General features: G+C 67.3%; 22 protein-coding genes. 15 read left to right on the top strand and 7 right to left on the bottom strand.

The genetic code is table 11. From position 1 onward, the window contains the following. Nucleotides 1-81: 81 nt before the first annotated feature. The 8 genes from ACYU8W_RS00280 (at nt 82) to ispG (ending at nt 7,730) form a co-directional block, all read left to right on the top strand. Nucleotides 82-696: a lysoplasmalogenase gene (locus tag ACYU8W_RS00280; protein ID WP_499465681.1), complete on the top strand. Its 615-nt coding sequence runs from the start codon at nt 82-84 to the stop codon at nt 694-696. A gap of 43 nt (nt 697-739) precedes the next feature. Next, entirely contained in the window at nt 740-1,036 is a 297-nt protein-coding gene (locus ACYU8W_RS00275) for a hypothetical protein (RefSeq protein ID WP_499465679.1), read from the top strand. Beyond that, a complete protein-coding gene (locus ACYU8W_RS00270; RefSeq protein ID WP_499465677.1) occupies nt 1,036-2,232 on the top strand; it encodes a WXG100 family type VII secretion target in 1,197 nt (398 codons plus the stop codon). Before ACYU8W_RS00275 ends, ACYU8W_RS00270 begins: the two co-directional genes overlap by 1 nt. After that, nucleotides 2,229-2,942, top strand: a complete 714-nt coding sequence (locus ACYU8W_RS00265; protein WP_499465675.1) for a hypothetical protein — start codon at nt 2,229-2,231, stop codon at nt 2,940-2,942. Before ACYU8W_RS00270 ends, ACYU8W_RS00265 begins: the two co-directional genes overlap by 4 nt. After that, a complete protein-coding gene (gene dxr, locus ACYU8W_RS00260; protein WP_499465673.1) occupies nt 2,939-4,129 on the top strand; it encodes a 1-deoxy-D-xylulose-5-phosphate reductoisomerase in 1,191 nt (396 codons plus the stop codon). The genes ACYU8W_RS00265 and dxr overlap by 4 nt, the downstream gene beginning before the upstream one ends. 158 nt (nt 4,130-4,287) lie before the next feature. Beyond that, nucleotides 4,288-5,625 (top strand): M50 family metallopeptidase, encoded by a 1,338-nt coding sequence (locus ACYU8W_RS00255; protein ID WP_239702849.1) that lies wholly within the window; start codon nt 4,288-4,290, stop codon nt 5,623-5,625. A 533-nt stretch (nt 5,626-6,158) separates the two neighbouring features. Continuing rightward, nucleotides 6,159-6,491 (top strand): hypothetical protein, encoded by a 333-nt coding sequence (locus ACYU8W_RS00250; protein ID WP_129625583.1) that lies wholly within the window; start codon nt 6,159-6,161, stop codon nt 6,489-6,491. A 96-nt stretch (nt 6,492-6,587) separates the two neighbouring features. Then, complete coding sequence (gene ispG / locus ACYU8W_RS00245; RefSeq protein ID WP_499465913.1) at nt 6,588-7,730, top strand: flavodoxin-dependent (E)-4-hydroxy-3-methylbut-2-enyl-diphosphate synthase; 1,143 nt, start codon at nt 6,588-6,590, stop codon at nt 7,728-7,730. A 429-nt stretch (nt 7,731-8,159) separates the two neighbouring features. Here the strand turns inward: ispG and ACYU8W_RS00240 are convergent, their stop codons facing one another. Beyond that, on the bottom strand, nt 8,160-8,726 hold the full coding sequence (locus ACYU8W_RS00240; protein ID WP_129625586.1) for a DUF402 domain-containing protein: 567 nt from the start codon (nt 8,724-8,726) through the stop codon (nt 8,160-8,162). Nucleotides 8,727-8,799: 73 nt separating this feature from the next. Here ACYU8W_RS00240 and ACYU8W_RS00235 point away from each other — a divergent pair, with 73 nt between their 5' ends. Genes ACYU8W_RS00235 through ACYU8W_RS00225 form a run of 3 tightly spaced genes read left to right on the top strand, consistent with a single transcriptional unit; the run spans nt 8,800 to nt 11,170 of the window. Then, on the top strand, nt 8,800-9,642 hold the full coding sequence (locus ACYU8W_RS00235) for a GNAT family N-acetyltransferase (RefSeq protein ID WP_499465671.1): 843 nt from the start codon (nt 8,800-8,802) through the stop codon (nt 9,640-9,642). 18 nt (nt 9,643-9,660) lie between these two features. Next, nucleotides 9,661-10,752: a winged helix DNA-binding domain-containing protein gene (locus ACYU8W_RS00230; RefSeq protein WP_499465669.1), complete on the top strand. Its 1,092-nt coding sequence runs from the start codon at nt 9,661-9,663 to the stop codon at nt 10,750-10,752. 34 nt (nt 10,753-10,786) lie between these two features. After that, a complete protein-coding gene (locus tag ACYU8W_RS00225) occupies nt 10,787-11,170 on the top strand; it encodes a DoxX family protein (RefSeq protein ID WP_499465667.1) in 384 nt (127 codons plus the stop codon). On the opposite strand, the gene folP is transcribed toward ACYU8W_RS00225, so the two are convergent. The 4 genes from folP to ACYU8W_RS00205 form a co-directional block, all read right to left on the bottom strand. Further along, a complete protein-coding gene (folP, locus tag ACYU8W_RS00220) occupies nt 11,167-12,108 on the bottom strand; it encodes a dihydropteroate synthase (protein ID WP_499465666.1) in 942 nt (313 codons plus the stop codon). The genes ACYU8W_RS00225 and folP overlap by 4 nt on opposite strands. A 70-nt stretch (nt 12,109-12,178) precedes the next feature. Next, nucleotides 12,179-12,505, bottom strand: a complete 327-nt coding sequence (locus ACYU8W_RS00215; protein WP_342771369.1) for an ankyrin repeat domain-containing protein — start codon at nt 12,503-12,505, stop codon at nt 12,179-12,181. A 56-nt stretch (nt 12,506-12,561) separates the two neighbouring features. After that, nucleotides 12,562-14,103, bottom strand: a complete 1,542-nt coding sequence (locus ACYU8W_RS00210) for a catalase (RefSeq protein ID WP_129625592.1) — start codon at nt 14,101-14,103, stop codon at nt 12,562-12,564. A 54-nt stretch (nt 14,104-14,157) separates the two neighbouring features. Beyond that, the gene (locus ACYU8W_RS00205; RefSeq protein WP_499465664.1) at nt 14,158-14,577 is read right to left on the bottom strand and encodes a Fur family transcriptional regulator; all 420 of its coding nucleotides are present in this window, start codon (nt 14,575-14,577) and stop codon (nt 14,158-14,160) included. Between the two features lie 86 nt (nt 14,578-14,663). On the opposite strand from ACYU8W_RS00205, the gene ACYU8W_RS00200 reads away from it, so the two are divergent. The 4 genes from ACYU8W_RS00200 to ACYU8W_RS00185 all read left to right on the top strand — a co-directional run bounded on the left by ACYU8W_RS00200 (nt 14,664) and on the right by ACYU8W_RS00185 (nt 19,680). Further along, the gene (locus ACYU8W_RS00200; RefSeq protein ID WP_499465662.1) at nt 14,664-16,319 is read left to right on the top strand and encodes an acyl-CoA dehydrogenase family protein; all 1,656 of its coding nucleotides are present in this window, start codon (nt 14,664-14,666) and stop codon (nt 16,317-16,319) included. A 111-nt stretch (nt 16,320-16,430) separates the two neighbouring features. After that, on the top strand, nt 16,431-18,191 hold the full coding sequence (locus tag ACYU8W_RS00195; protein WP_499465660.1) for a proline--tRNA ligase: 1,761 nt from the start codon (nt 16,431-16,433) through the stop codon (nt 18,189-18,191). Beyond that, nucleotides 18,188-18,892 carry an HAD family hydrolase gene (locus tag ACYU8W_RS00190; protein ID WP_141928873.1) on the top strand — a complete coding sequence of 235 codons (705 nt, stop codon included), beginning with the start codon at nt 18,188-18,190 and terminating at the stop codon, nt 18,890-18,892. The genes ACYU8W_RS00195 and ACYU8W_RS00190 overlap by 4 nt, the downstream gene beginning before the upstream one ends. Beyond that, nucleotides 18,892-19,680 carry a sulfite exporter TauE/SafE family protein gene (locus ACYU8W_RS00185; protein WP_499465658.1) on the top strand — a complete coding sequence of 263 codons (789 nt, stop codon included), beginning with the start codon at nt 18,892-18,894 and terminating at the stop codon, nt 19,678-19,680. Before ACYU8W_RS00190 ends, ACYU8W_RS00185 begins: the two co-directional genes overlap by 1 nt. On the opposite strand, the gene ACYU8W_RS00180 is transcribed toward ACYU8W_RS00185, so the two are convergent. Both ACYU8W_RS00180 and ACYU8W_RS00175 read right to left on the bottom strand, forming a co-directional pair. Further along, nucleotides 19,662-20,153, bottom strand: coding sequence for a vitamin K epoxide reductase family protein (locus tag ACYU8W_RS00180; protein ID WP_499465656.1), 492 nt, complete (start codon nt 20,151-20,153; stop codon nt 19,662-19,664). The genes ACYU8W_RS00185 and ACYU8W_RS00180 overlap by 19 nt on opposite strands. Beyond that, a complete protein-coding gene (locus ACYU8W_RS00175; RefSeq protein WP_499465654.1) occupies nt 20,150-21,025 on the bottom strand; it encodes a DUF929 family protein in 876 nt (291 codons plus the stop codon). Before ACYU8W_RS00175 ends, ACYU8W_RS00180 begins: the two co-directional genes overlap by 4 nt. Nucleotides 21,026-21,071: the final 46 nt, after the last annotated feature.

Below are 21,071 nucleotides of genomic sequence, written 5' to 3'. Positions count from 1 at the left end.
ATCGGGCGAGATTCTCGCTCGCGGGTCGCCGCCGCGGCTGCCGGCTTGGTGGCGGGCCTGCATTTGGTCTCGCAACTGGTCGTGCCCGACAGCTTGGTCAGCGACATCACGCAGGTGCTGCTGATGCCTGCGCTGGCCGCAGTGCTGCTCACCAGCACGACCGACCGGGGACCGTTGGTTCGTGGTGCGAGCGTCGCGCTCTTCTTCTCCTGGCTCGGTGACACGCTGCCGCGGTTCGTGGACGGTGACCCTGCCTTCCTCTGCCTCGTCGCAGCCTTTCTGGTGGCCCAGGGCGCCTACATCCGCGCGTTCTGGCCGCATCGGGATAACGCGCCGCCGTGGCGGCGGTGCTGGCCGCGTCTGCCTTACCTGGCTGCGTTCGCCGTGCTCGTCGTGTGGTGCGCCCCCGGCGCCGGCGTGATGCTTGCTCCGGTGATCGTCTACGGGCTGGCGCTCGCGGTGATGGCGATGCTCTCGACCGGACTCGGCGCTCACGCGGGCGTCGGTGGTGCGATCTTCATGCTGTCCGATTCGCTCATCGCGCTGGACGCGTTCGCTGACGTCGACCTGCTCCACCGCAGCTTCTGGGTGATGCTCACCTACATCGCTGCGCAGGCGCTGATCGTCGCCGCCGTGATCGATCGTTCCGACCGTCCGAGTGCGCCCCTGGGGATAACCGAAACGCGTCAGGCGTAATCGTCCTAGCCTCCCTCTCGTCGACGGGACGAAAGGGATGTTCATGAAGTACTCGGTCGATCCGCTTGACCTGCAAGCGAGTTCACGTCAGTTGCGACAGGCCACCAACCAGGTGCTGCAGGTGCCCGGCGGTGTGCGCAACGCGTTGATCGCGGTCGACGGTGCCTGTGGGGACGAGGGATGCTCCAGCCTCTCGTTCAACCTCGCCACGAAATGGGAACTGGCACTGAGGATGCTCGTCGACGGTGGCGGCTGCCTCGCTGACAGCCTCGCGACGGCGGGTGGTGCGTACAGCCGGAACGAAGCACTCGTCCTCGCCGCGATGCGATCGGTGCAGTGATGCGGCGTCCGATCGAGGGTGATCCCGGCGTTCTGCGCAAGGCGGCAACCGCATTGACCGGGCGGGCGGACGAACTGAGCGTGCAACGAGGCAGTCAGCGCAACGCGGTGCACGCCGGGCTGGCGAACTGGGACGGGAGTGGGTCCATGTCGTTCGCGGGTACGTTCGTGACCTACGGCAAGGACGTCGATCGAGCGGTTGCTGCGCTGCGTGTCGTCGCGGGTGTGGTGCGTACGTATGCCGACACCCTCGACCGCCATCAGGCCGAGGACAGGGAACTGCGTCGGAAGATCGTCGCCGCCGAGTTCGACGTGCGGGTGTTGCGGTCCGAGCTCCGGGTTGCCACGGATCCGTTGAGCACGGCCCAAGCACAGAAGGAACTGACGAAGGCGCAGGGCGCCGTCGGTGATCTCACGCGACGGCACGACGATCTGTGGCTGAGGCATCGCCGTGCTGTGTCGACCTTCCGTACCGGGCTCGATCGCGCTGACCCGCCGGAAGCGTTGTGGCACTTGGGTGCTCGCCGCGTCGGTCTGGCGAAGGCATCCATCGCGGCACTCACAAAAGGCCGTGCCGCCGTCACCGTCATCCACCTCGAACGCAAGCCGACCCTCACGCCGAACCAGACCGCCGCGCACACGCAAGCCACCCAGAAACTGCAAAAGGGTTTCATCACCGGCAACCTCGACCGGGTGCCGGGTGGTGGACGAGTGGTACGACTGCTCGGGCCGCTGACTCCGGTCGTCGGGATCCTCGACGCAGCGCGACCGGGCATCAAGGACGTGAAGACCGGTGGTGGCTACACCGGGTGGCGCGACGCCGGTACCCGCCTGGCGGGATTGGCACAGATCGGCGGCGTCATCGCGATGCGTACCTCTGCTCGGCTGCCCGGTGCCATCGCGATCGGGACGTGGGTGGTGTGGAAGGGCGCGAATGCCAGTTACGACAACGAGGATTGGCTCACCGAGGAGCTTCCACCCATTCTGCTCGAGCACGTCGAGCAGGACGTTCCTGCCGCCATGCTGATCAAATACCTGGCGACCAGGCCACCGCACCGAGATGCGGCAAGGCGTCGCCCACCCGCACCGTTGCGTCCTGCGCCGCCGCCCATGGGTCCGCCCGCTCCGCCACCTGCCGGGTTCCGCGGTCTGAAGTGGTATCCGCCGCCCCCAGCCGAGGTAGGCGTGCCGCGATGACCGAGTCACCCCCGCTGCGGTTGACCGACGAGGAGCTCGTGCTGCTCGGCGGCGACCATCACGTCGTCGCACTTCCGTTCCTCGACGTACTGGAGACCGACGCCCGGTCGGTCGCAATGACCGTCGCTCAGCGTGCCCTCTTCGCTCACGGGGCGATGGCCGAGGACGGGTCCATCGGCGTCCCGGAGCAGATCCTCGACCTGCTGCGCTGCAGACGAGAGGCGGACGCGTCGCTCGTCCTGATCGCATCCGACCTACGTCGTGACCTGTGGGCTGCTCGCTACCTGCATTGCTGCGACGGCTTCTTCGTGGTCGAGGATGTCAGCGCGGACGGTGTGCATGAGTTCGGGCTCGCCGCTCCCGCCGCGGTGGACGACGTTGTGCGGGACTGGATCATCCCGCTCGAACCGCTTGCCGCACAGGGCAATCCGATGCGCGTGGTCGACGCGGCCGAACCGTGGGGTGACTGTCAGTTCCGTCTCGACGCAACCCTGCACCTGCGGGGTGGGCCCCGCGGACGTCTCATCGGTGTGCTCGGCGGCACCCGTGGCAGTTGGCTCACCGATGTGGCACCGCAGCAGCCGGGGGAGGTGGAACTCGAACCCGTCGACCTCGACCGCATCGTGCACCGCATCGTGACGCTTCTGCCGACCGTCGGCGACGATGCTTCTGCGGGGCCGGCAGGTCCAGGCGGCACAATGACCGCGTGACTTCTCCTCGCACCGTGGCCTTGCTCGGTTCCACCGGTTCGATCGGCACCCAGGCGTGCCGGATCGTCCGCGACAACCCCGACCGGTTCCGCATCGTCGCGCTCAGTGCCGGCGGATCGGATCTCGACCTCATCGCGAAGCAGGCGGCGGAGTTCGAGGTGCCGCTGGTGGGTGTGGCTCGCCAGGGAACCGACCTGGACGAGCGCATCATCGCGGCCTGTCGGGCGATGGGTAAGCAGCCCGGCGCGACGCAGGTGCTGCAGGGCGACCAGGCGGCGTCCATCGTTGCCGGTTGCGGCGCCGACGTGGTCGTCAACGGCATCACCGGCTCGATCGGTCTCGTCCCGACCATCGCTGCGCTGCAAGCGAATTCGACCCTGGCGCTCGCCAACAAGGAATCGCTCATCGTCGGTGGGCCGATCGTCAAGGCGCTCGCGCGGCCCGATCAGATCGTCCCCGTCGACAGCGAACACTCGGCCATCGCGCAATCGCTGCTGGCCGGACGGCGCGACGAGGTGCGCAAGCTCGTCGTCACCGCCAGTGGCGGGCCGTTCCGTGGCATGAGCCGCGAGCAACTGCAGGACGTCACGCCGGAGCAAGCCCTCAAGCACCCGAACTTCGCGATGGGCAAGGTCATCACCACCAACTCGGCGACGCTGGTCAACAAGGGGCTGGAGGTCATCGAGGCGCACCTGCTGTTTGACGTGCCGATCGACGACATCGACGTCGTGGTGCACCCGCAGCAGTACATCCACTCGATGGTGGAGTTCGTCGACGGTGCGGTCGTCGCGCAGATCGGACTGCCGACCATGATGGTGCCCATCGCGCTCGGCATGGGATGGCCCGACCGTGTGGCCGACGTCGAGACCGCGATCGACTGGACGAAGGCCAGCACCTGGGAGTTCGCCCCGCTCGATGACGAGGCGTTCCCCGCGGTGCAACTGGCCCGCCAGGTCGGACGCGCGGGCTCGACCTACCCGGCCGTCTACAACGCAGCCAACGAGGAATGCGTCGAGGCCTTCCACGACCGCCGGATCAGCTTCACCGACATCGTCGACACTGTCGCCCGCGTCGTCGGGGAGCACGACGCACAGACCGAGCGCGAACTCAGCGTCGAGCAGGTGTTGGACGCCGAGACCTGGGCCCGCGCCCGTGCGAACGAACTTCTCGACCGACGACCGGCTTGAACTGTGCAAACCGCGGTTCGGCGTAACCCAGCTGTGCAAACCGCGGCAGTGGCGCCGCGGTTTGCACAGGCAGGGACTCACAACCCGCGGTTTGCGCAGTCGAGGCTCCACGTTCGCGACGGCGGTGCACATGAACGCGTGAGAGACTTCCGCGCGTGATGTTCCTGCTCGGCGTTCTGTTCATGATCCTCGGTGTCGGGGCGTCGATCGCCTTGCACGAGATCGGCCACCTCACCCCGGCCAAGAAATTCGGGGTGAAGGTCACCCAGTACATGGTCGGCTTCGGTCCGACCATCTGGTCCAAGCGCAAGGGTGAGACCGAGTACGGCGTCAAGGCCATCCCGCTCGGCGGTTACATCCGGATGATCGGCATGTTCCCGCCGCGGCCCGAGGACGAAGTGCTCCCTGACGGCACCATCCGCGTCCGTGCATCGTCCACCGGACGCTTCAGCCAGTTGGTCGACGAGGCGCGCAACGCCGCGCACGAGGAAGTCTCGCCCGCCGACCAGCACCGCGTCTTCTACGACCTGCCGACGCACAAGAAGCTGATCATCATGTTCGGCGGACCGTTCATGAACCTGGTCATCGCCGGCGTACTGCTCACGATCGTCGCGTGCGGCATCGGCCTGCCGACGGAGAAGGCCGCCAAGATCTACACCGTTCAGCAGTGCCAGGACGCCGCGGTGAAAACCTGCGCGCCGGCCGAGCGAGCACCCGCGTCCGTCGCGGGACTCAAGGATGATGACGAACTGGTCTCCATCGGCGGACGCCGGATCACCGGTGGCACCGAGGCCATCAACACCATCCGCGCGCACGCCGGGAAGCCGGTCGAGATCGTGGTGCTGCGCGACGGCCGGCAACAGGCGATCACCGTCACTCCCGTCGCCCGGACGATGGACAAGATCGACGCCGACGGCGCTCCCGTCCTGGATTGGAAGGGTCAGCGCGAGCGGGCCGAGGTCGGCGTGATCGGCGCCTCCATCGGCGCGGCGAAGATCGTCGACGAACGACGTCCGCTGACCGCCGCTCCCGGCATCGTGTGGGACACCCTGGCCAAGACCGCGTCCATCTTCGTCAAGATCCCGCAGAAGATGGTCGGTGTGTTCTACGCCGCGTTCGGCAGCGGTGAACGCGACGTCAACGGACCGGTGTCCGTCGTGGGCGTCGGCCGCATCGCCGGCGAGGTGGCCGACATCCAGCAGATCACGCTGATGGACAAGTTCGCGATGCTGCTGATGATGCTCGCCGCGCTGAACATGGCGCTGTTCGTGTTCAACCTGGTGCCGCTCCTGCCGCTGGACGGCGGCCACATCGCCACCGCGATCTGGGAGGCGATCAAGCGCCCGGTCCTGCGCGCCCGCGGAGTGAAGGGACGCATCTACGCCGACGCGGCCAAGGGCATGCCGATCGCGTACGGCGTCTCGCTGGTGCTGATCGTGATGTTCGTGCTGCTCGCGTACGCCGACATCGTCAACCCGGTGAAACTCGGCAACTGAGGTTTTCGGTAACTACCGGCGCCTGGCGCGACCGAGGTTTCGGTTGATGGCGGAAGGAGACGCCGCTGTTGACAGTGACCTCGCCTCCGCTCATTATCAGTACACAATTTTTGACAACGGGTCGGGGAGTGAGCGATGCGGGGAAGGTTGGGTACGAGTCTAGTTGCGGTGGTGGTTGCAGTCTTGGGTCTGCTGGTTGGCGGGCCCTCGGCGTCCTACGCCTCCGGACCCTCGGTTCACGCGATCCAGTTGGTGGAGCAGGGACCTCAACCTCAGTGGTATCCGTGGGGCTACTACGCGTCGCAATCGTCGTGTCTGAGCGCTGGAGCGGCCTACCAGGCGGACCCGAACATCATCTCGTACAAGTGTCTCAAGCTTACGAGCGGTGCGAACGCAGGAAAGTGGCAGCTGTGGTTGCAGGAGAAGGGGTAATCGTTACGGGGTGGCTTCTAGGGCCCCGCATCATCTCCTCGTCGCCTGCGGAAACGCGAGGTGAATCGTCAACCGTAATGATTCGCGACTCCCTTGTGGACTTGGCCGATGTCGGCAACGGTGCGGTGCGGCTCACCGGACACCTGGACGAGCAGGGGCTCTTTGTCGAGAGGGTTGACCACCCGGAGACGTCGGCATGGGACGCTCAACCGGGAAAAGGCACCGACTTAGATGTCGCTAGTGCGAGTGCGATGCAGGTGCCCACGGAAGCCGCGGAAGAGATAGAGAGCGTCGGAGTTTCGCCTGCCGAGGATGGATTTGTCGCCGTCGTCCAGTTGCGGCGTCCGGTGCCGGCCGTCGAGCGATGGGCGGCAGACCAGGGACCGACGAAGGTGCGGCTCTACGTGTTCATCCGCGAGTCGGCGGACGCCTGATACACGGATCGCCGGGCCGCGCGGCGCGCGGATTCGGTTCGTGACCAGCGCGGGTTGATAATGGGCGTCATGACCTCTATCCCGATCTCGCTCGGCATGCCTTCCGCCCCGGCCCCGGTGCTCGCACCGCGGCGCAAGACCCGGCAGATCAAGGTCGGGTCGGTCGGGGTGGGTTCCGATTCGCCGATCTCGGTGCAGTCGATGACCACGACGCCCACCACCGACATCAACGCGACCCTGCAGCAGATCGCCGAACTCACGGCCACCGGATGCGACATCGTCCGTGTTGCCTGCCCGAGCCAGGACGACGCCGACGCGCTGCCGGCGATCGCGAAGAAGTCGCAGATCCCGGTGATCGCCGACATCCACTTCCAGCCGAAGTACGTCTTCGCCGCGATCGACGCCGGCTGCGCGGCGGTGCGCGTCAACCCGGGCAACATCCGGCAGTTCGACGATCAGGTGAAGCAGATCGCCGACGCCGCGAAGGCAGCCGGTGTCTCGATCCGCATCGGCGTCAACGCCGGATCGCTCGACAAGCGGCTGCTGGAGAAATATGGCAAGCCCACCCCGGAGGCGCTCGTCGAGTCGGCCGTCTGGGAGGCGTCGCTGTTCGAGGAGCACGACTTCCATGACTTCAAGATCTCGGTGAAGCACAACGACCCGGTCGTGATGGTGAAGGCCTACGAGTTGCTCGCCGAGCGCGGCGACTGGCCGCTGCACCTCGGTGTGACCGAGGCCGGCCCGGCGTTCCAGGGCACCATCAAGAGCTCGGTCGCGTTCGGCTCGCTGCTGTCCAAGGGCATCGGCGACACCATTCGCGTCTCGCTGTCCGCGCCCCCGGTCGAGGAGGTCAAGGTCGGCAACCAGATCCTGCAGAGCCTGAACCTCAAGCCGCGCAAGCTCGAGATCGTCTCCTGCCCGTCGTGTGGGCGTGCGCAGGTCGACGTCTACACGCTGGCGGACGAGGTCACCGCCGGCCTGGAGGGCCTGACCGTCCCGTTGCGCGTCGCCGTGATGGGTTGCGTCGTCAACGGTCCGGGTGAGGCTCGCGAGGCCGACCTCGGTGTCGCCTCCGGCAACGGCAAGGGTCAGATTTTCGTCAAGGGCGAGGTCATCAAGACCGTTCCGGAGAGCCAGATCGTGGAGACCCTCATCGAAGAAGCGATGCGGATCGCCGAGGAGATGGGCGAACCGATCGACGAGGACGGCGCAGGTGCGCCCACCGTCACGGTGGGCTGACGTACGCCCGACATCGAGAAGGCCGGTCGCCAGGTCGTTCGGCACGATGGTGACCACTGCCTGGAACAGGCCCCAGGCGAACAAGGCGCCGGTGCCGGTGAAGGCGGCGAGCACCGGCACCCAGGCCTTGACCTGGGCACGGCCGGTCGCCAGCACGAACAGGCCCGCGGCAGCAACGAACGAGAGCACGCCTTCGATGCCGAACATTCGCGCCGCATCCGGGCCCACAGGTACCACCGCAGCCAGGCTCACAGCACCCATGGTCGCCGTCAGCGTGGCGACCCACGCGGTCGGACGATCGACGATCCGCGCCGCCGGAACTGTTCCTCGGCCTGGAAACAGTCAAGACCTATGTGGCGTCCGTGCTGGCCGAACTCGGTGTGCGCGACCGGACGCAGGCGGTGGTGTTCGCCTACGAATCAGGGTTCGTCAGCCCGGGAGATCGTTGATCCGCTCCAGCCACGCTTCACCGGTGCCGTCGAAGGGCGGCCGGTGATCGCGGACCGCGCCGAAGACCTCGTCCGCCGTACGTCTGGTCGCGTCGACGAGCTCCGGTGGGTAGCTCAATGCGACTGTGTGCGCTTCGAATTCGTCCTCGTCGTCGATGAACACCTCACCGGTGAAACGCTCGATCACGTCCAGGTCGATGTCGGCGAGAGTCGCCCGGAAGCCTTCGTCGGTGCGCGTCCAACTGACCGGCGTGGTGATATCGACGTAGGTGCGGGACCGCAGTTGTCCGGTCGGGTCGGGTGCGTTGTAGCAGGCGGCCCAGAGCGCCTGGTGGGGCAGGAGTCGCACCGTGTCGGTGCGTGCCGTGACGTCCACGCCGGGCCGTGCGAAGGGCGTGCCTGCGCGCATGCCCAACCAGGTCCCGATCTCGTCCACGCCGAGCAGAAAGTAGTGCTCCTGCCAGTGCTCACGACCGTCGTACTTACGGAAGTCGACGTGGACCGGCGTACCGACCGGCGTGTTGGCATCTGGCTGATCGGTCGTCATGCGCGCCACGGTATCGGCAAGGCAACATCGGCGTTCGCGCCCGTCGGCGGCGCCGGGCTGGCAGGCTGAGGGGGTGCTTCGTACGTTCCGGCCACCGGCCACGCTTCGGTCCGAGGACTTGGACGCCGCGCTGCGCCTGGCCGCGACCGATCCGGTGGCCAACGTGTTCGTCGCCGCGCGCCTGGCCTCGGGTGGGGAGTACGCGGCCCAGAACGTGATCGCCATGGGCGGCGGTGACGACCTGAGGTCGATGTGCTGGACGTCGGCCAACGTGGTGCCGATCAATCTCGACGAGGGCGAGCTGGACGCCTACGCCGGCAAACTGCGCCGCTACCGGCGACGCAGCAGTTCGGTCTTCGGGCTCGCGTCGCAGGTGCTGCCACTCTGGGACCGGCTCGAGAAACACTGGGGCACACCGCGTTCCGTGCGTGAGCAGCAGCCGCTGATGGCGCTGACCGCGGATGATCTCAACGTTGAGGTGGCCGCCGACCAGCGTGTCCGCCCGGCGACCATGAGCGAACTCGACCTGGTCGTTCCGGCTGCGGCGCACATGTTCACCAGCGAGATCGGTTACCCGCCGTTCTACGGCTCCGATCGCGAGTACCGACGGATGGTCGCCTCGCTGATCCGGCAAGGCCACACCTACGTGATCGTCGAGGGCAAACGCGTCGTCTTCAAGGCGGACGTCGGGTCGCTCGCGCTCGGCGTTGCGCAGATACAGGGTGTGTGGGTCACGCCCGAACTGCGCGGGCACGGCCTGGCCGCACCGGCAATGAAAGCCGTGGTGGAACAGGTACTCGGCGAGCACGCGCCGACGGCCTCGCTCTACGTGAACGACTTCAACACCTCAGCTGTCCGCACCTACGAACGCGTCGGCTTCCAGCATCGCGACACGTTCGCGACCGTCATCCTCTGACATGACTCGGACGCTCGGATGCCCCGGCGAGTGACGCGTGACTGGGTGCTCCGGCGTCGGCTGGCCACCCAACGGCTGTCCGGCTCAGAGCTTCGAACCGGTTCGGACGCAGTGCGCCTGCTGGTCTGCGTGCAGGCCCAGGACGCTCCACTGACAGCGCACTCACTGGCGATGCGGACGCGTTCGTCCACCTACGACGCCGTGCTGGACGAACAGCGCGCCGGAGGTTGGGTGCGTACGCACATCCTGCGACCGACCTGGCATTTCGTCGCACCCGAGGACCTGCGATGGATCCAGGCCCTGACCGGGCCGAAGGTCGAGTCGAGTCTCGCCGCTCGCCACCGTGGACTCGGCCTGGACGCACGGCGCCTGAGCCGAGCTTCGGAAGCACTCAGCAACCTGCTGGTTGGAGGGAATACGCTGACCCGCAAGGAGATTCAGCGACACTTCGCACGGAATGGTTTACCGGCGTCCGGCGAACAGATCGGGCACCAGCTGCTCATCGCCGAGGTGCGTTCCGTCATCTGTTCGGGTCCGCCGCGTGGCACCGAACACACGTATCAACTGGTCGAGGACGTCGTCGCGCACGACAAGGAGCTCGATCCGGACGAAGCGGTCCGGCGCCTCGCACAACGGTTTTATGCCGGACACGGGCCCGCGTCCGAACGGGACCTGCAGCGTTGGAGCGGTCTGACCCTCACGCAGATCCGGGCGGCCATCGTCGACCTCGGTGAGCGGTTGGGTGCGGTCGAATGCGAGGGGGAGACGCTCCACTTCGACCCGTCGGTCAGCGCTCGCACCACGCGAGCTCAGGACGCCTACCTGTTGTCCACCTTCGACGAGGCCCAACTGACCTACCCCACAACGGGTTTCGTTCGGCGAGGTCCCGACGCGGACCGGCCCAGGCAGGTGTCAGAAGCCGGCGGCGGGGTGGTGATCGCCGGACTCGACGATGTCGGCACCTTCAAGCGGAAGGTCGCGCCGAAACACGTGATCGTGTCGGTGACAGCCGATGTTCGGCTCTCATCGCAGGAGCGCACCGCCGTGCACGACGCAGCCGAGCGACTGGCAGCCTTCCACCAGCGCGAACTCGAACTGCATTGGTCCTGAAATTGTGGGGGACGCCGGGCGGTACTGTCGGCGAATGAGCGAACTGTCCCGTGGAGCCCGCAGTATCGCGATCGCCTTCACCGCCTCGGGTGTGACCCATCTGGTGCGACCGCAGGTCTTCGAGCCGATCGTGCCGCGCTTCTTGGGCAACCCGAGGACGCTCGTGCATCTGTCCGGTGTCGCCGAACTCGCGTGTGCCGCAGCACTTGTCGTGCCTCGCACCCGGGGAGTCGGAGCTGTCGCGTCTGCGGCGTTGCTGGCGGCGGTCTTTCCCGCCAACGTGAAGATGGCAGCCGATGCTGCATCTGCGGCTCGTCGTCGTCCGAGTCCTACCCGTAACGCGCTGGCTGCCGCGACGATCGCGCGCCTGCCGCTGCAGTGGCCGATGATCCGCTGGGTGTGGTCGGAGCGGCACTAGCGAAGCCGAACCCCTGGGCCACCGGGTGGTTCGCCGCGCCGGGCAACGGAAGGCGGGCGATCACCGCGGATCGAAGCCACCATGTCGACCACGCGTCGGGTGGCTCGGACGTCGTGGGCGCGGAACACGGTCGCGCCGAGCCAGGTGGCGACTGCAGTCGCCGCGAGAGTTCCCTCCAAGCGGTCATCAGCGGGAAGATCGAGCGTCTCGCCCACGAAGTCCTTGCGCGAAAGCGCCTGCAGCACAGGAAAACCAAGGGCGACAATCTCAGCAGTGGCACGCAGCACGGCCAACGAATGGTGGGTGGTCTTGCCGAAATCGAGCGTCGGATCGATCAGCACCCGTTCAGGCGCGACGCCTTGGGCGACCGCGCGTTCGGCGCCTTCACGCAAGGTGCGGACGACCGAGGTGACCACAGCAGCGTCCTCCTGCTCCCGTGAGACACCTTCGTCGGCGTACCGGATCGCGACGGGATCGGTGCGCGGCGGGAGACCACCGGTGTGCGAGACCACGTAGCCGGCACCGAGTTCGGCTGCGACGCAAACGAGTTCGGGATCGTGTCCGGCCCACGTATCGTTGATCAGATCGACGTTCCCCGCGGCGGCGCGTGCGACGGACGATCGCCAGGTATCGAGCGAGAGGACGAGATCGGGGTGTCGTTCGCGGGCAGCGCGCAGGAACGGTACGACGCGCTCGATCTCCTCGGCGTCATCCACCCAATCGCCCTCCTGGCCGGCACGCACCCCGCCCACATCCACGATGTCTGCGCCGGCAGCGACGGCGGCGTCCAGGGCGTGCAGGGCTGACTCGAGGCAGGAGTGCCGGTTGCCCGACCAGAACGAGTCCGACGTGCGGTTGACGATCGCCATCACCGCCGGGCGGGACGCGTCGAAGGTGTGGCCGCGCAGGCGCAAGGGGGCGGGGGAGTGGGAAGTCATCGCCGGATCAACCTACCCGGACACAGCGAACGCCCACCCGAAGACCGAGTGGGCGTTCGCTGGCACCGCTTCAGCCGTCCAGCAAGGCCTGTTGACCGAACATCTCGGCCGCCTGGCGGGCGGTCGGGGTGCCGGCGTCGAGGTCGCTGCCGGCCTCGACGAGCAGACGCACGATCTCGCGCTCGCCCTTGAACAACGCGCCGGCCACGACCGACTGGTCACGTCCGTTGCGCAGGTTCGGGTCGGCGCCCGCCGTCAACAACCGGCGGACGGTGTCGGAGTGACCGTGGTACGCCGCGAGCATCAGCAGGGTGTTGCCGTCGCCGTCGACGACGTCGATCGGCAGGCCGTGGTCGACGAACTCCAGGAGTTCGTCACCGCGTCCGGCACGCGCCAGGTCGAGCGCGAGCGCAACGACGCGCTCGCGCTCTTCCGGCGTGAGTTCCCGCTGGCTCAGAGCAGGTCTCCGTCGAACTCCGGGCCGTACTCGAGGTCTTCGGTGCCGGCCTTCGGGGCCTCACCGGCGTTGAGCGCGTCGATCGCCGCACGCACGCCCGCGCCGTAGGCCTGGTCGGCCTTGGTGCAGTTGCCGATGTGGCGCTCGATGGTCTCGGCCGAGGCACCGCTGATCGCCCGGGCGGTGTTCTCGAACAGGCGCTGCTTCTGCGCGTCGGTGAAGCTGCGGAACAGCTGGCCCGGCTGGCTGAAGTAGTCGGCGTCGTCCTGGCGGAAGTCGAACCGGTCGGCGAGCGGGTCGATCTTCAGAGCCGGCTCGCGGAACTGCGGCTGCTCCTCCCACCGGCCGTAGCTGTTCGGGTTGATGCCCGGGGTCGGCTCGGCCGACAGGCGCATCGCACCGTCACGGTGGTAGGAGTTGACCTGCGGCGCACCCTTGGGGGAGTTGACCGGGATCTGGTGGTGGTTGACGCCGAGGCGGTAGCGCTGGGCGTCACCGTAGGAGAACAGACGTCCCTGCAGCATGCGGTCGGGCGAGAAGCCGATGCCGGGCACGACGTTGGCCGGGCTGAACGCGGCCTGCTCGACGTCGGTGTGGTAGTTCTCCGCGTTGCGGTTGAGCTCCCACTCGCCGACCTCGATCAGCGGGTAGTCGGCCTTCGGCCACACCTTGGTGAGGTCGAACGGGTGGTAGGGCACCTTCTCCGCGTCGGCCTCCGGCATGATCTGCACGAACAGCTTCCACTTGGGGAAGTCGCCCTGCTCGATCGCCTCGAACAGGTCGCGCTGGCTCGATTCGCGGTCGGCCGCGACGATCTCACCGGCGGCGGCGTCGGTGAGGTTCTTCAGGCCCTGCTGGCTGCGGTGGTGGAACTTCACCCAGAAGCGCTCACCCTCCTTGTTGTAGAAGGAGTAGGTGTGGCTGCCGAAGCCGTTCATGTGGCGGTAGCCGTCCGGGATGCCGCGGTCGGACATCACGATCGTCACCTGGTGCAGCGCCTCGGGCAGGTTGGTCCAGAAGTCCCAGTTGTTCTCGGCGTTGCGCATGTTGGTCTTCGGGTCGCGCTTGACCGCGTGGTTGAGGTCGGGGAACTTCAGCGCGTCGCGGAAGAAGAACACCGGGGTGTTGTTGCCGACGAGGTCCCAGTTGCCCTGGTCGGTGTAGAACTTCAGCGCGAAGCCGCGGATGTCGCGCTCGGCGTCGGCCGCGCCGCGCTCGCCGGCGACGGTCGAGAAACGGGCGAACATCTCGGTCTTCTTGCCGACCTCGGCGAAGATGCTCGCGCCGGTGTACTTGGTGATGTCGTTGGTCACGGTGAAGGTGCCGTAGGCGCCCGAACCCTTGGCGTGCATACGACGCTCCGGGATGACCTCACGGTCGAAGTGGGCGAGCTTCTCCAGGAACCACACGTCCTGCAGCAGCATCGGGCCGCGGGCGCCCGCGGTGAGGCTGTTCTGGTTCTCCCACACCGGTGCACCGGCGACGGTGGTCAACGGCTTGGTGTTACCGGCGTCCTGCCGGGGTCCTTCGACGGTCATTCCATCTCTCCTTCGTTGCGCAATCTTGTTGCGTCGGTGGATAGCTCGAACGGATCAGGGGTCAAGCGACTTGCACTCGGGGCACAGGCCCCAATAGGTCACCTCGGTCTCGTCGATGGCGAAACCGTGGTCGTCAGGGGCGTCCATGCACGGGCGGATGCCGGTGCCGCACTCGACGTCGGTGATCGTGCTGCAGCGGCGGCAGACCAGGTGGTGGTGGTTGTCGTGTGCCTGCAACTCGTAACGCGCACTCGATCCGGCCGGCTCGAACCGGCGGATAAGTGACGCGCTCTCCAGCGCGTGCAGGACGTCGTAGACGGCCTGTGTCGAGACCGTCCCGATCGCCGCGCGCACCTGTTGTGCGACGGCGTCCGCGCTGGCGTGCGGATGGTCGCGCAGCACCTCGAGCACGGTCACCCGCGGACGGGTGACGCGCAACTGCGCATCACGCAGCAGCTCGGTCGGGGTGGTCACGACTCGAACCTCTCAAGTTTTCTGGAATGAGTCAAGAATAAGTCCCGAGGCGTGGACGGCGCGGCGGGCAAATTACCCTTCGACGGGTGAGCACCGATGTCTTCCAGCGCAACCCGATCAACCAGCCGCGGCCGCTCGTCGGGCACAACGCCGTCCGAGGCGATGCCGGTCTCGTCGCCGCGGTGCGCGCCCAGGCGGGCGATCACGCCGACGCGCTACTCGATTCGCTCGACGAACTCGGCCTCGAGGCGGGGTCGGCCGAAACCCGCGAGCACGGGATGCTCGCCAACGAGCACCCGCCCGCGTTGCGCCCGGTCGACCGGTTCGGCACCCGCATCGACGAGGTGGAGTTCCACCCCAGCTGGCACCACATGATGAGTCGCGGCATCGCCCACGGTCTCGGCGCGACGCCGTGGGTGAGCGACGAGCCGCTGCCGCACCTGCGCCGCGCGGCCGGCTACATCGCCTGGACCCCGCTCGAGCCGGGCCACGGGTGCCCGATCACGATGACGTACGCCTCGGTGCCGGCGCTGCGCTCCGACGACGCGCTGGCCAAGGAATGGACCGACCTCCTGGCGTCGACCAGCTACGACTTCGGGCTGCGCGAACCGCACACCAAGCGCGGCCTGCTCGCCGGCATGGGCATGACCGAGAAGCAGGGCGGGTCCGACGTGCGCACCAACGTGACACGCGCCGACCGCCAGGACGACGGGTCGTACCGGCTCACCGGGCACAAGTGGTTCACCTCGGCGCCGATGAACGATCTCTTCCTCGTGCTCGCACAGGCGCCCGACGGACTCAGCTGCTTCGTGTTGCCGCGGGTGTGCCCGGACGGTTCGCTCAACGACGTGCGCATCGTGCGGCTCAAGGACAAGCTCGGCAACCGGTCGAACGCGTCCAGCGAGTTGGAGTTCCACGGCGCGTACGCCCAGCGCCTGGGGGACGAAGGCAAGGGCGTCCGGACGATCCTCGAGATGGTCGCGGCGACACGGCTCGACTGCGTGCTCGGTTCCGCGGCGTTGATGCGACGGGCGGTCGCGGAGGCGAGTTGGCACGTCTCCCAGCGGGCTGCCTTCGGAGCCACCCTCATCGACCAGCCGGCGATGACCAACGTGATCGCCGATCTCGCGCTGGAGTCGGGGGCCGCGACGCACCTGGCCTTGCGTCTGGCGCGCGCCGTCGAGCAGCCGCACGACGAGCACGAGATCGCGCTACGTCGCATGGCGCTACCGCTGGCGAAGTTCTGGGTCTGCAAGCGCACGCCGACCGTCACCGTCGAGGCGATGGAGTGCCTGGGCGGCAACGGCTACGCCGAAGAGTCGGGCATGCCGCTGCTGGTGCGGGAGTCGCCGCTGAACTCCATCTGGGAAGGCAGCGGCAACGTCAACGCACTGGATCTGCTGCGTGTGCTCGCGAAATCGCCGGAAGCGGTCGAGGCATGGCGTCGTGAAATGGCTTGTGCGGCAGGGGAGTACGAGGTGCTCGATCGCGCCGTCGACAGCGCGCTTTCTGATCTGCAGGTTGCGTCGTCCGATCTGGTCACCGCTCAGGGCCGTGCCCGTTCGCTCACCGCCCGGCTCGCCGTGCTCCTGCAGGCATCCCTCCTGGTGCAGCACTCCACCGGCGAGGTGGCCGACGCCTTCGTCGCCAGCCGCGTCGCGGGGGAGTGGGGCGGCGTGTACGGCACCCTGCCGGCGTCCGCCGACGTCCGTTCGATCGCGCGACGAGCCCTTCCCGCCTGACCGATACTACGGATTCGGCAGGGGCGGGGGGACGGATAGGCTGGTGGACGGCCCGAGAGCCACCACGAACAACACCCACGAACATCTGGAGATCCGCCCGTGGCACTGCGCATGTCGACCTTGTTCCTGCGAACCCTGCGCGAGGACCCGGCCGACGCCGAACTGCCGGGCCACAAGCTGCTGGTGCGCGCCGGCTACATCCGCCGCGCGGCCCCCGGCATCTACACCTGGCTGCCGCTGGGTCTGAAGGTGCGCGCCAAGGTCGAGGCGATCATCCGCGAGGAGATGGACGCGATCGGTGCCCAGGAGGTGCAGTTCCCCGCGCTCCTGCCGCGCGAGCCTTACGAGGCGTCGAACCGCTGGACCGAGTACGGCCCCAACCTGTTCCGCCTGAAGGACCGGCGCGACAACGACATGCTGCTGGGGCCGACGCACGAGGAGATGTTCTGCCTCACGGTCAAGGACATGTACTCCTCGTACAAGGACCTGCCGCTGTCGCTCTACCAGATCCAGAACAAGTACCGCGACGAAGCGCGTCCGCGGGCGGGCATCCTGCGGGGTCGTGAATTCATCATGAAGGACTCCTACTCCTTCGACATCAACGAAGCGGGCCTGCAGAAGTCCTACGACGCGCACCGCGACGCGTACACCAAGATTTTCAACCGGCTCGGCTTCGAGTACGTCATCGTGCAGGCCGACGCCGGCGCGATGGGTGGCTCGGCGTCCGAGGAGTTCCTTGCGGTCAGCGACCTGGGTGAGGACACCTTCGTCCGGGACGACGCCGGCTACGCCGCGAACGTCGAGGCGGTCGAGGTGCCGCAGGCCCCGGCCGTCGAGATCACCGCCGGTCCGGCCCACGTCGAGAACACCCCCGACACCCCGACCATCGAGACGCTCGTCGCCGCGCTCAACGCGAACCACCCCCGCGAGGACGGCCGGTCCTGGACCGCCGCCGACACCCTCAAGAACGTGCTGGTCATGCTCGCCCACCCGGACGGCACCCGCGAGCCGTTGGCTGTCGGGTTGCCCGGTGACCGTGAGGTCGACCCGAAGCGGCTGGAGACCAAGGTCGCCCCGGCCGAGATCGAGCCCTTCGAGGAGAGCGACTTCAAGCGCTACCCGATGCTGGCGAAGGGCTACATCGGTCCCGGCGTGCTCGGTGAGGAGAAGGCGAGCGGGATCCGTTACCTGCTCGACCCGAGCGTCGCCGAGGGTTCGGCGTGGGTGACCGGCGCCGACGAGCACGGCAAGCACGTGCTCGACCTGGTGTACGGCCGCGACTTCACCGCCGACGGCACTGTGCAAGCGGCTCAGCTGCGAGAAGGTGACCTCGGCCCGAACGGGCGTTCCCTCACCCTCGCCCGCGGCGTCGAGATGGGTCACATCTTCCAGTTGGGCACCAAGTACGCCGAGGCCCTCGGGCTGAAGGTGCTGGACGAGAACGGCAAGTTGGTCACCGTGACGATGGGGTCGTACGGGGTGGGTGTCACTCGCGCGGTCGGAATGATCGCCGAGGACAACTTGGACGACATCGGTCTGGTCTGGCCCCGCGAGGTCGCGCCGGCCGACGTCCATGTCGTTGCCACGGGCAAGGACGATGCCGTCTTCCTCAAGGCCGCCGAGATCGTGAACGAACTCGAAGCCCAGGGTCTGGACGTGCTGTACGACGATCGCCTCAAGGTGTCGCCCGGTGTGAAGTTCAAGGACGCCGAACTCATCGGTGTGCCGACGATCCTGGTCTTGGGCAAGGGCTTGGCCGACGGAACGGTCGAACTCAAGGACCGTCGCAGTGGCGACCGACGTGACGTGCCGGTCGAGGGCTCGGTCACCGAGGTGCTGCGCGAGGTCAAGGGCGAGGTCGCGGGCGCGTGATCCGCGCCGTCATCTTCGACTGGGGCGGCACGCTCACCCCGTGGCATGGCGACATCGACTACGAACGTGAGTGGCTCGGCTACGCGCAGGCGTGGGGTGTGCCCGACCCGCAGGAGATGGTCGGACGCATCGTCACCGCCGGACAGGCAGCGTGGGCGCGTGCCCGTGAGCAACATACGAGCGCGAGCGTCGAGAGCATCCTGCGGGACGCCGGCGTCGACCCCACCGACGCTCGGCACGAGGCCGGACTCGCCGCGCACCTGGCATTCTGGGACGAGCACACCTACACCGACCCGTTGGTGCGTCCGATGTGGGAACGTCTGCGCGACATGGACATTCGCATCGGCGTGCTGTCGAACACCATCTGGTCGCGAGAGCACCACCGCGGCATCTTCGAACGCGACGGCGTGCTCGACCTGATCGACGGTGACGTCTACTCGTCCGAGATCCCGTGGGCCAAACCGCATCCGGACGCCTTCCGGGCAGCTGCGGACGCCGTAGGTGTCGCTCCCGAACACTGCGCGTACGTCGGTGACCGACCCTTCGAGGACGTGCACGGCAGCAAGCAGGTCGGGATGAAGGCGATCCTGGTGCCGCACAGCGATATCCCGAGGGAGCAGCAGGTGCCGGTCGAGGTCGAGCCGGACGCCGTCGTCCAGACCATCGACGAGGTCGCCGACCACGTCGAGCGGTGGCGTTGATGGACGACATCTCCACCACTGTCTTCATCCTGCTGGTCGTTGCAGCCCTCGCGGCCGGGTGGATCGACTCGGTCGTCGGCGGGGGAGGGCTCGTGCAACTGCCCGCGCTGCTGATCGCCTTCCCGCACGCTGCGCCGGTGCACCTGCTCGCCACCAACAAGATGGCCTCCATCGCCGGCACGACCGTCAGCAGTGTCACCTACTGGCGACGGGTCAGACCCGATCCGAGAACGGCTCTGGCACTGGCGATTCCTGCGTTCGCCGGATCGTTGATCGGTGCGCTCATCGCCTCGCACCTGCCGCGCAGTTCGTTCAACCCGATCATCCTGATCGCGCTCGTCGCAGTGATGATCTACACCGTGGCCAAGCCGGCGTTGGGTCAGACGACGATGCTTCGGCACACCGGCCGCAAGCACACCGTGCTCGCTGCCGGTGCCGGGTTCACGATCGGCATGTACGACGGCGCGCTCGGGCCGGGCACCGGCTCGTTCCTGGTGTTCGCGTTGGTCGGTCTGCTGGGATACGCCTTCCTGGAGGCGTCGGCGAAGGCGAAGATCGCCAACTTCGCCACGAACCTCGCCTCTCTGGTGATCTTCATCCCGCAGGGCGCCGGGTTCTGGAAGCTGGGCCTGGCGATGGCCGCCGCCAACATGACCGGTGGCTACCTCGGTGCGCGGACGGCAGTCGCGAAGGGCGCGAGGTTCGTCCGGTTGGTGTTCGTCGTCGTCGTGAGCGCGTTCATCCTCCGGATCGGCTACGACGTGCTGAGTCAGTTCGATCTGGTCTGAGCGGGCTCAGGAGCCGGTTCGCGCAGGATCTCGCCGAGTACCACGACGATCGCGAGCACGAACGTGATCACGTGAACAGCGGTGCACCACAGGCAGATCGCACCGATCCACATGAACTCGGCCCAGATGAGATAACCCACCATCAGCACGCCGACGGCCAGCGCGGCCAGCCGCGTCAGGTCGGCGGCACGCGGAGCACGACGCCAGACCTGCGGTAGGCACAGCACGAGCATCGCGACGAAGAAAAGCAGTCCCAGCAGTGACACGGGCAGGCCGAACAGCGACGACCACTTGCTCGTAGTGACCGTCTGGCAGTTGACCGTCGAGGATTCGGCGCAGAACAACGAATCAGAGCCGGTGTAGTGCTCGTAGGTCAGGTACGCCGAAATCAGCAACCCGAGCACGCTGAGTGCGAACGAGGTGGTCGGTACCCAACCGGGCACCGACCACCGCGCCGCGCGGACCTGCGTCACTTCACCTCGAGCTTCGCTGCGGCCGCCTTCACTCCCGCGGAGTTGCAGACGTTCGCCGGCTGCCGCCCGGTGAGCGTGCAGATCTGCGCCGAGTAGACATTGGCCGCGCCGACAGCTCCCTTGGAGATCGCGCTGTTCGGGTCGGCCATCTGCTCGGCGATCTCTGTGTTGGTCATGCCCGGCAGGCTGCGTCCGTCCCAGGTCGCGGCCTGCGTGGTCGACTTGCCGCCGATCAGAACGAACGGGATGGATCCGCGGTCGTTGTACTTGCTCACCAGGGTCGAGTCGGCGTCCGACATCGTCTGCAGCGGTTCGCCCATCCGGTCCTTGGTTTCCCACCCCTTGAACGCGATGTACTTGCTGGTGTAGGTCGCGTCCTTGAAGGTGACGGTCTGGATGTTCGACATCGCACCCTCGTTCGGGCTGGACACAGCGCCGGCCAGACCGTCCCAGGTGCCGAAGCGCGACAGGGCCGACACCAGCGACCACCGCTCGACCGCACAGAACGGGCAGAACTCGGCGCCGACGTACAGGACGCGTGGCTTGTCCCCGACCTTGTCCTGCGGACCGTCGGTCGCACTCGGGACGCCGGTCGCCGCGCCGAACCCGACCTTGTCGTAGGTGGCAGCCGGAATGGTGGTGAGCGTCTTGATGAACTGGGAGTTGCGGGCCTGCTGCTCGGCGGACTCGCTCTCCTTCTTCTTGTTGCCCTGCGACACGAACCACAAGATCGCCACGCCCAGCACCGCAATGGTCACGACACCGGCCACCAGGGCGAGCATCCTGCGTTGCTTGGCCTGCCTGGCTTCAAGTTCCTTGACCTCAGCGAGCCGCTCACGGCCGGTCTTGCCGGGGGTCGAGGGAATGCTCACGGTGTTCCTTCCGACGTGCGTTCGCTCGGGCGGACGTACGTCCCCC

The sequence above is a fragment of the Yimella radicis genome (genome assembly GCF_054778255.1).
The sequence above is the reverse complement of the archived record's forward strand: the minus strand, read 5'-3'. Positions and strand labels throughout refer to the sequence as shown.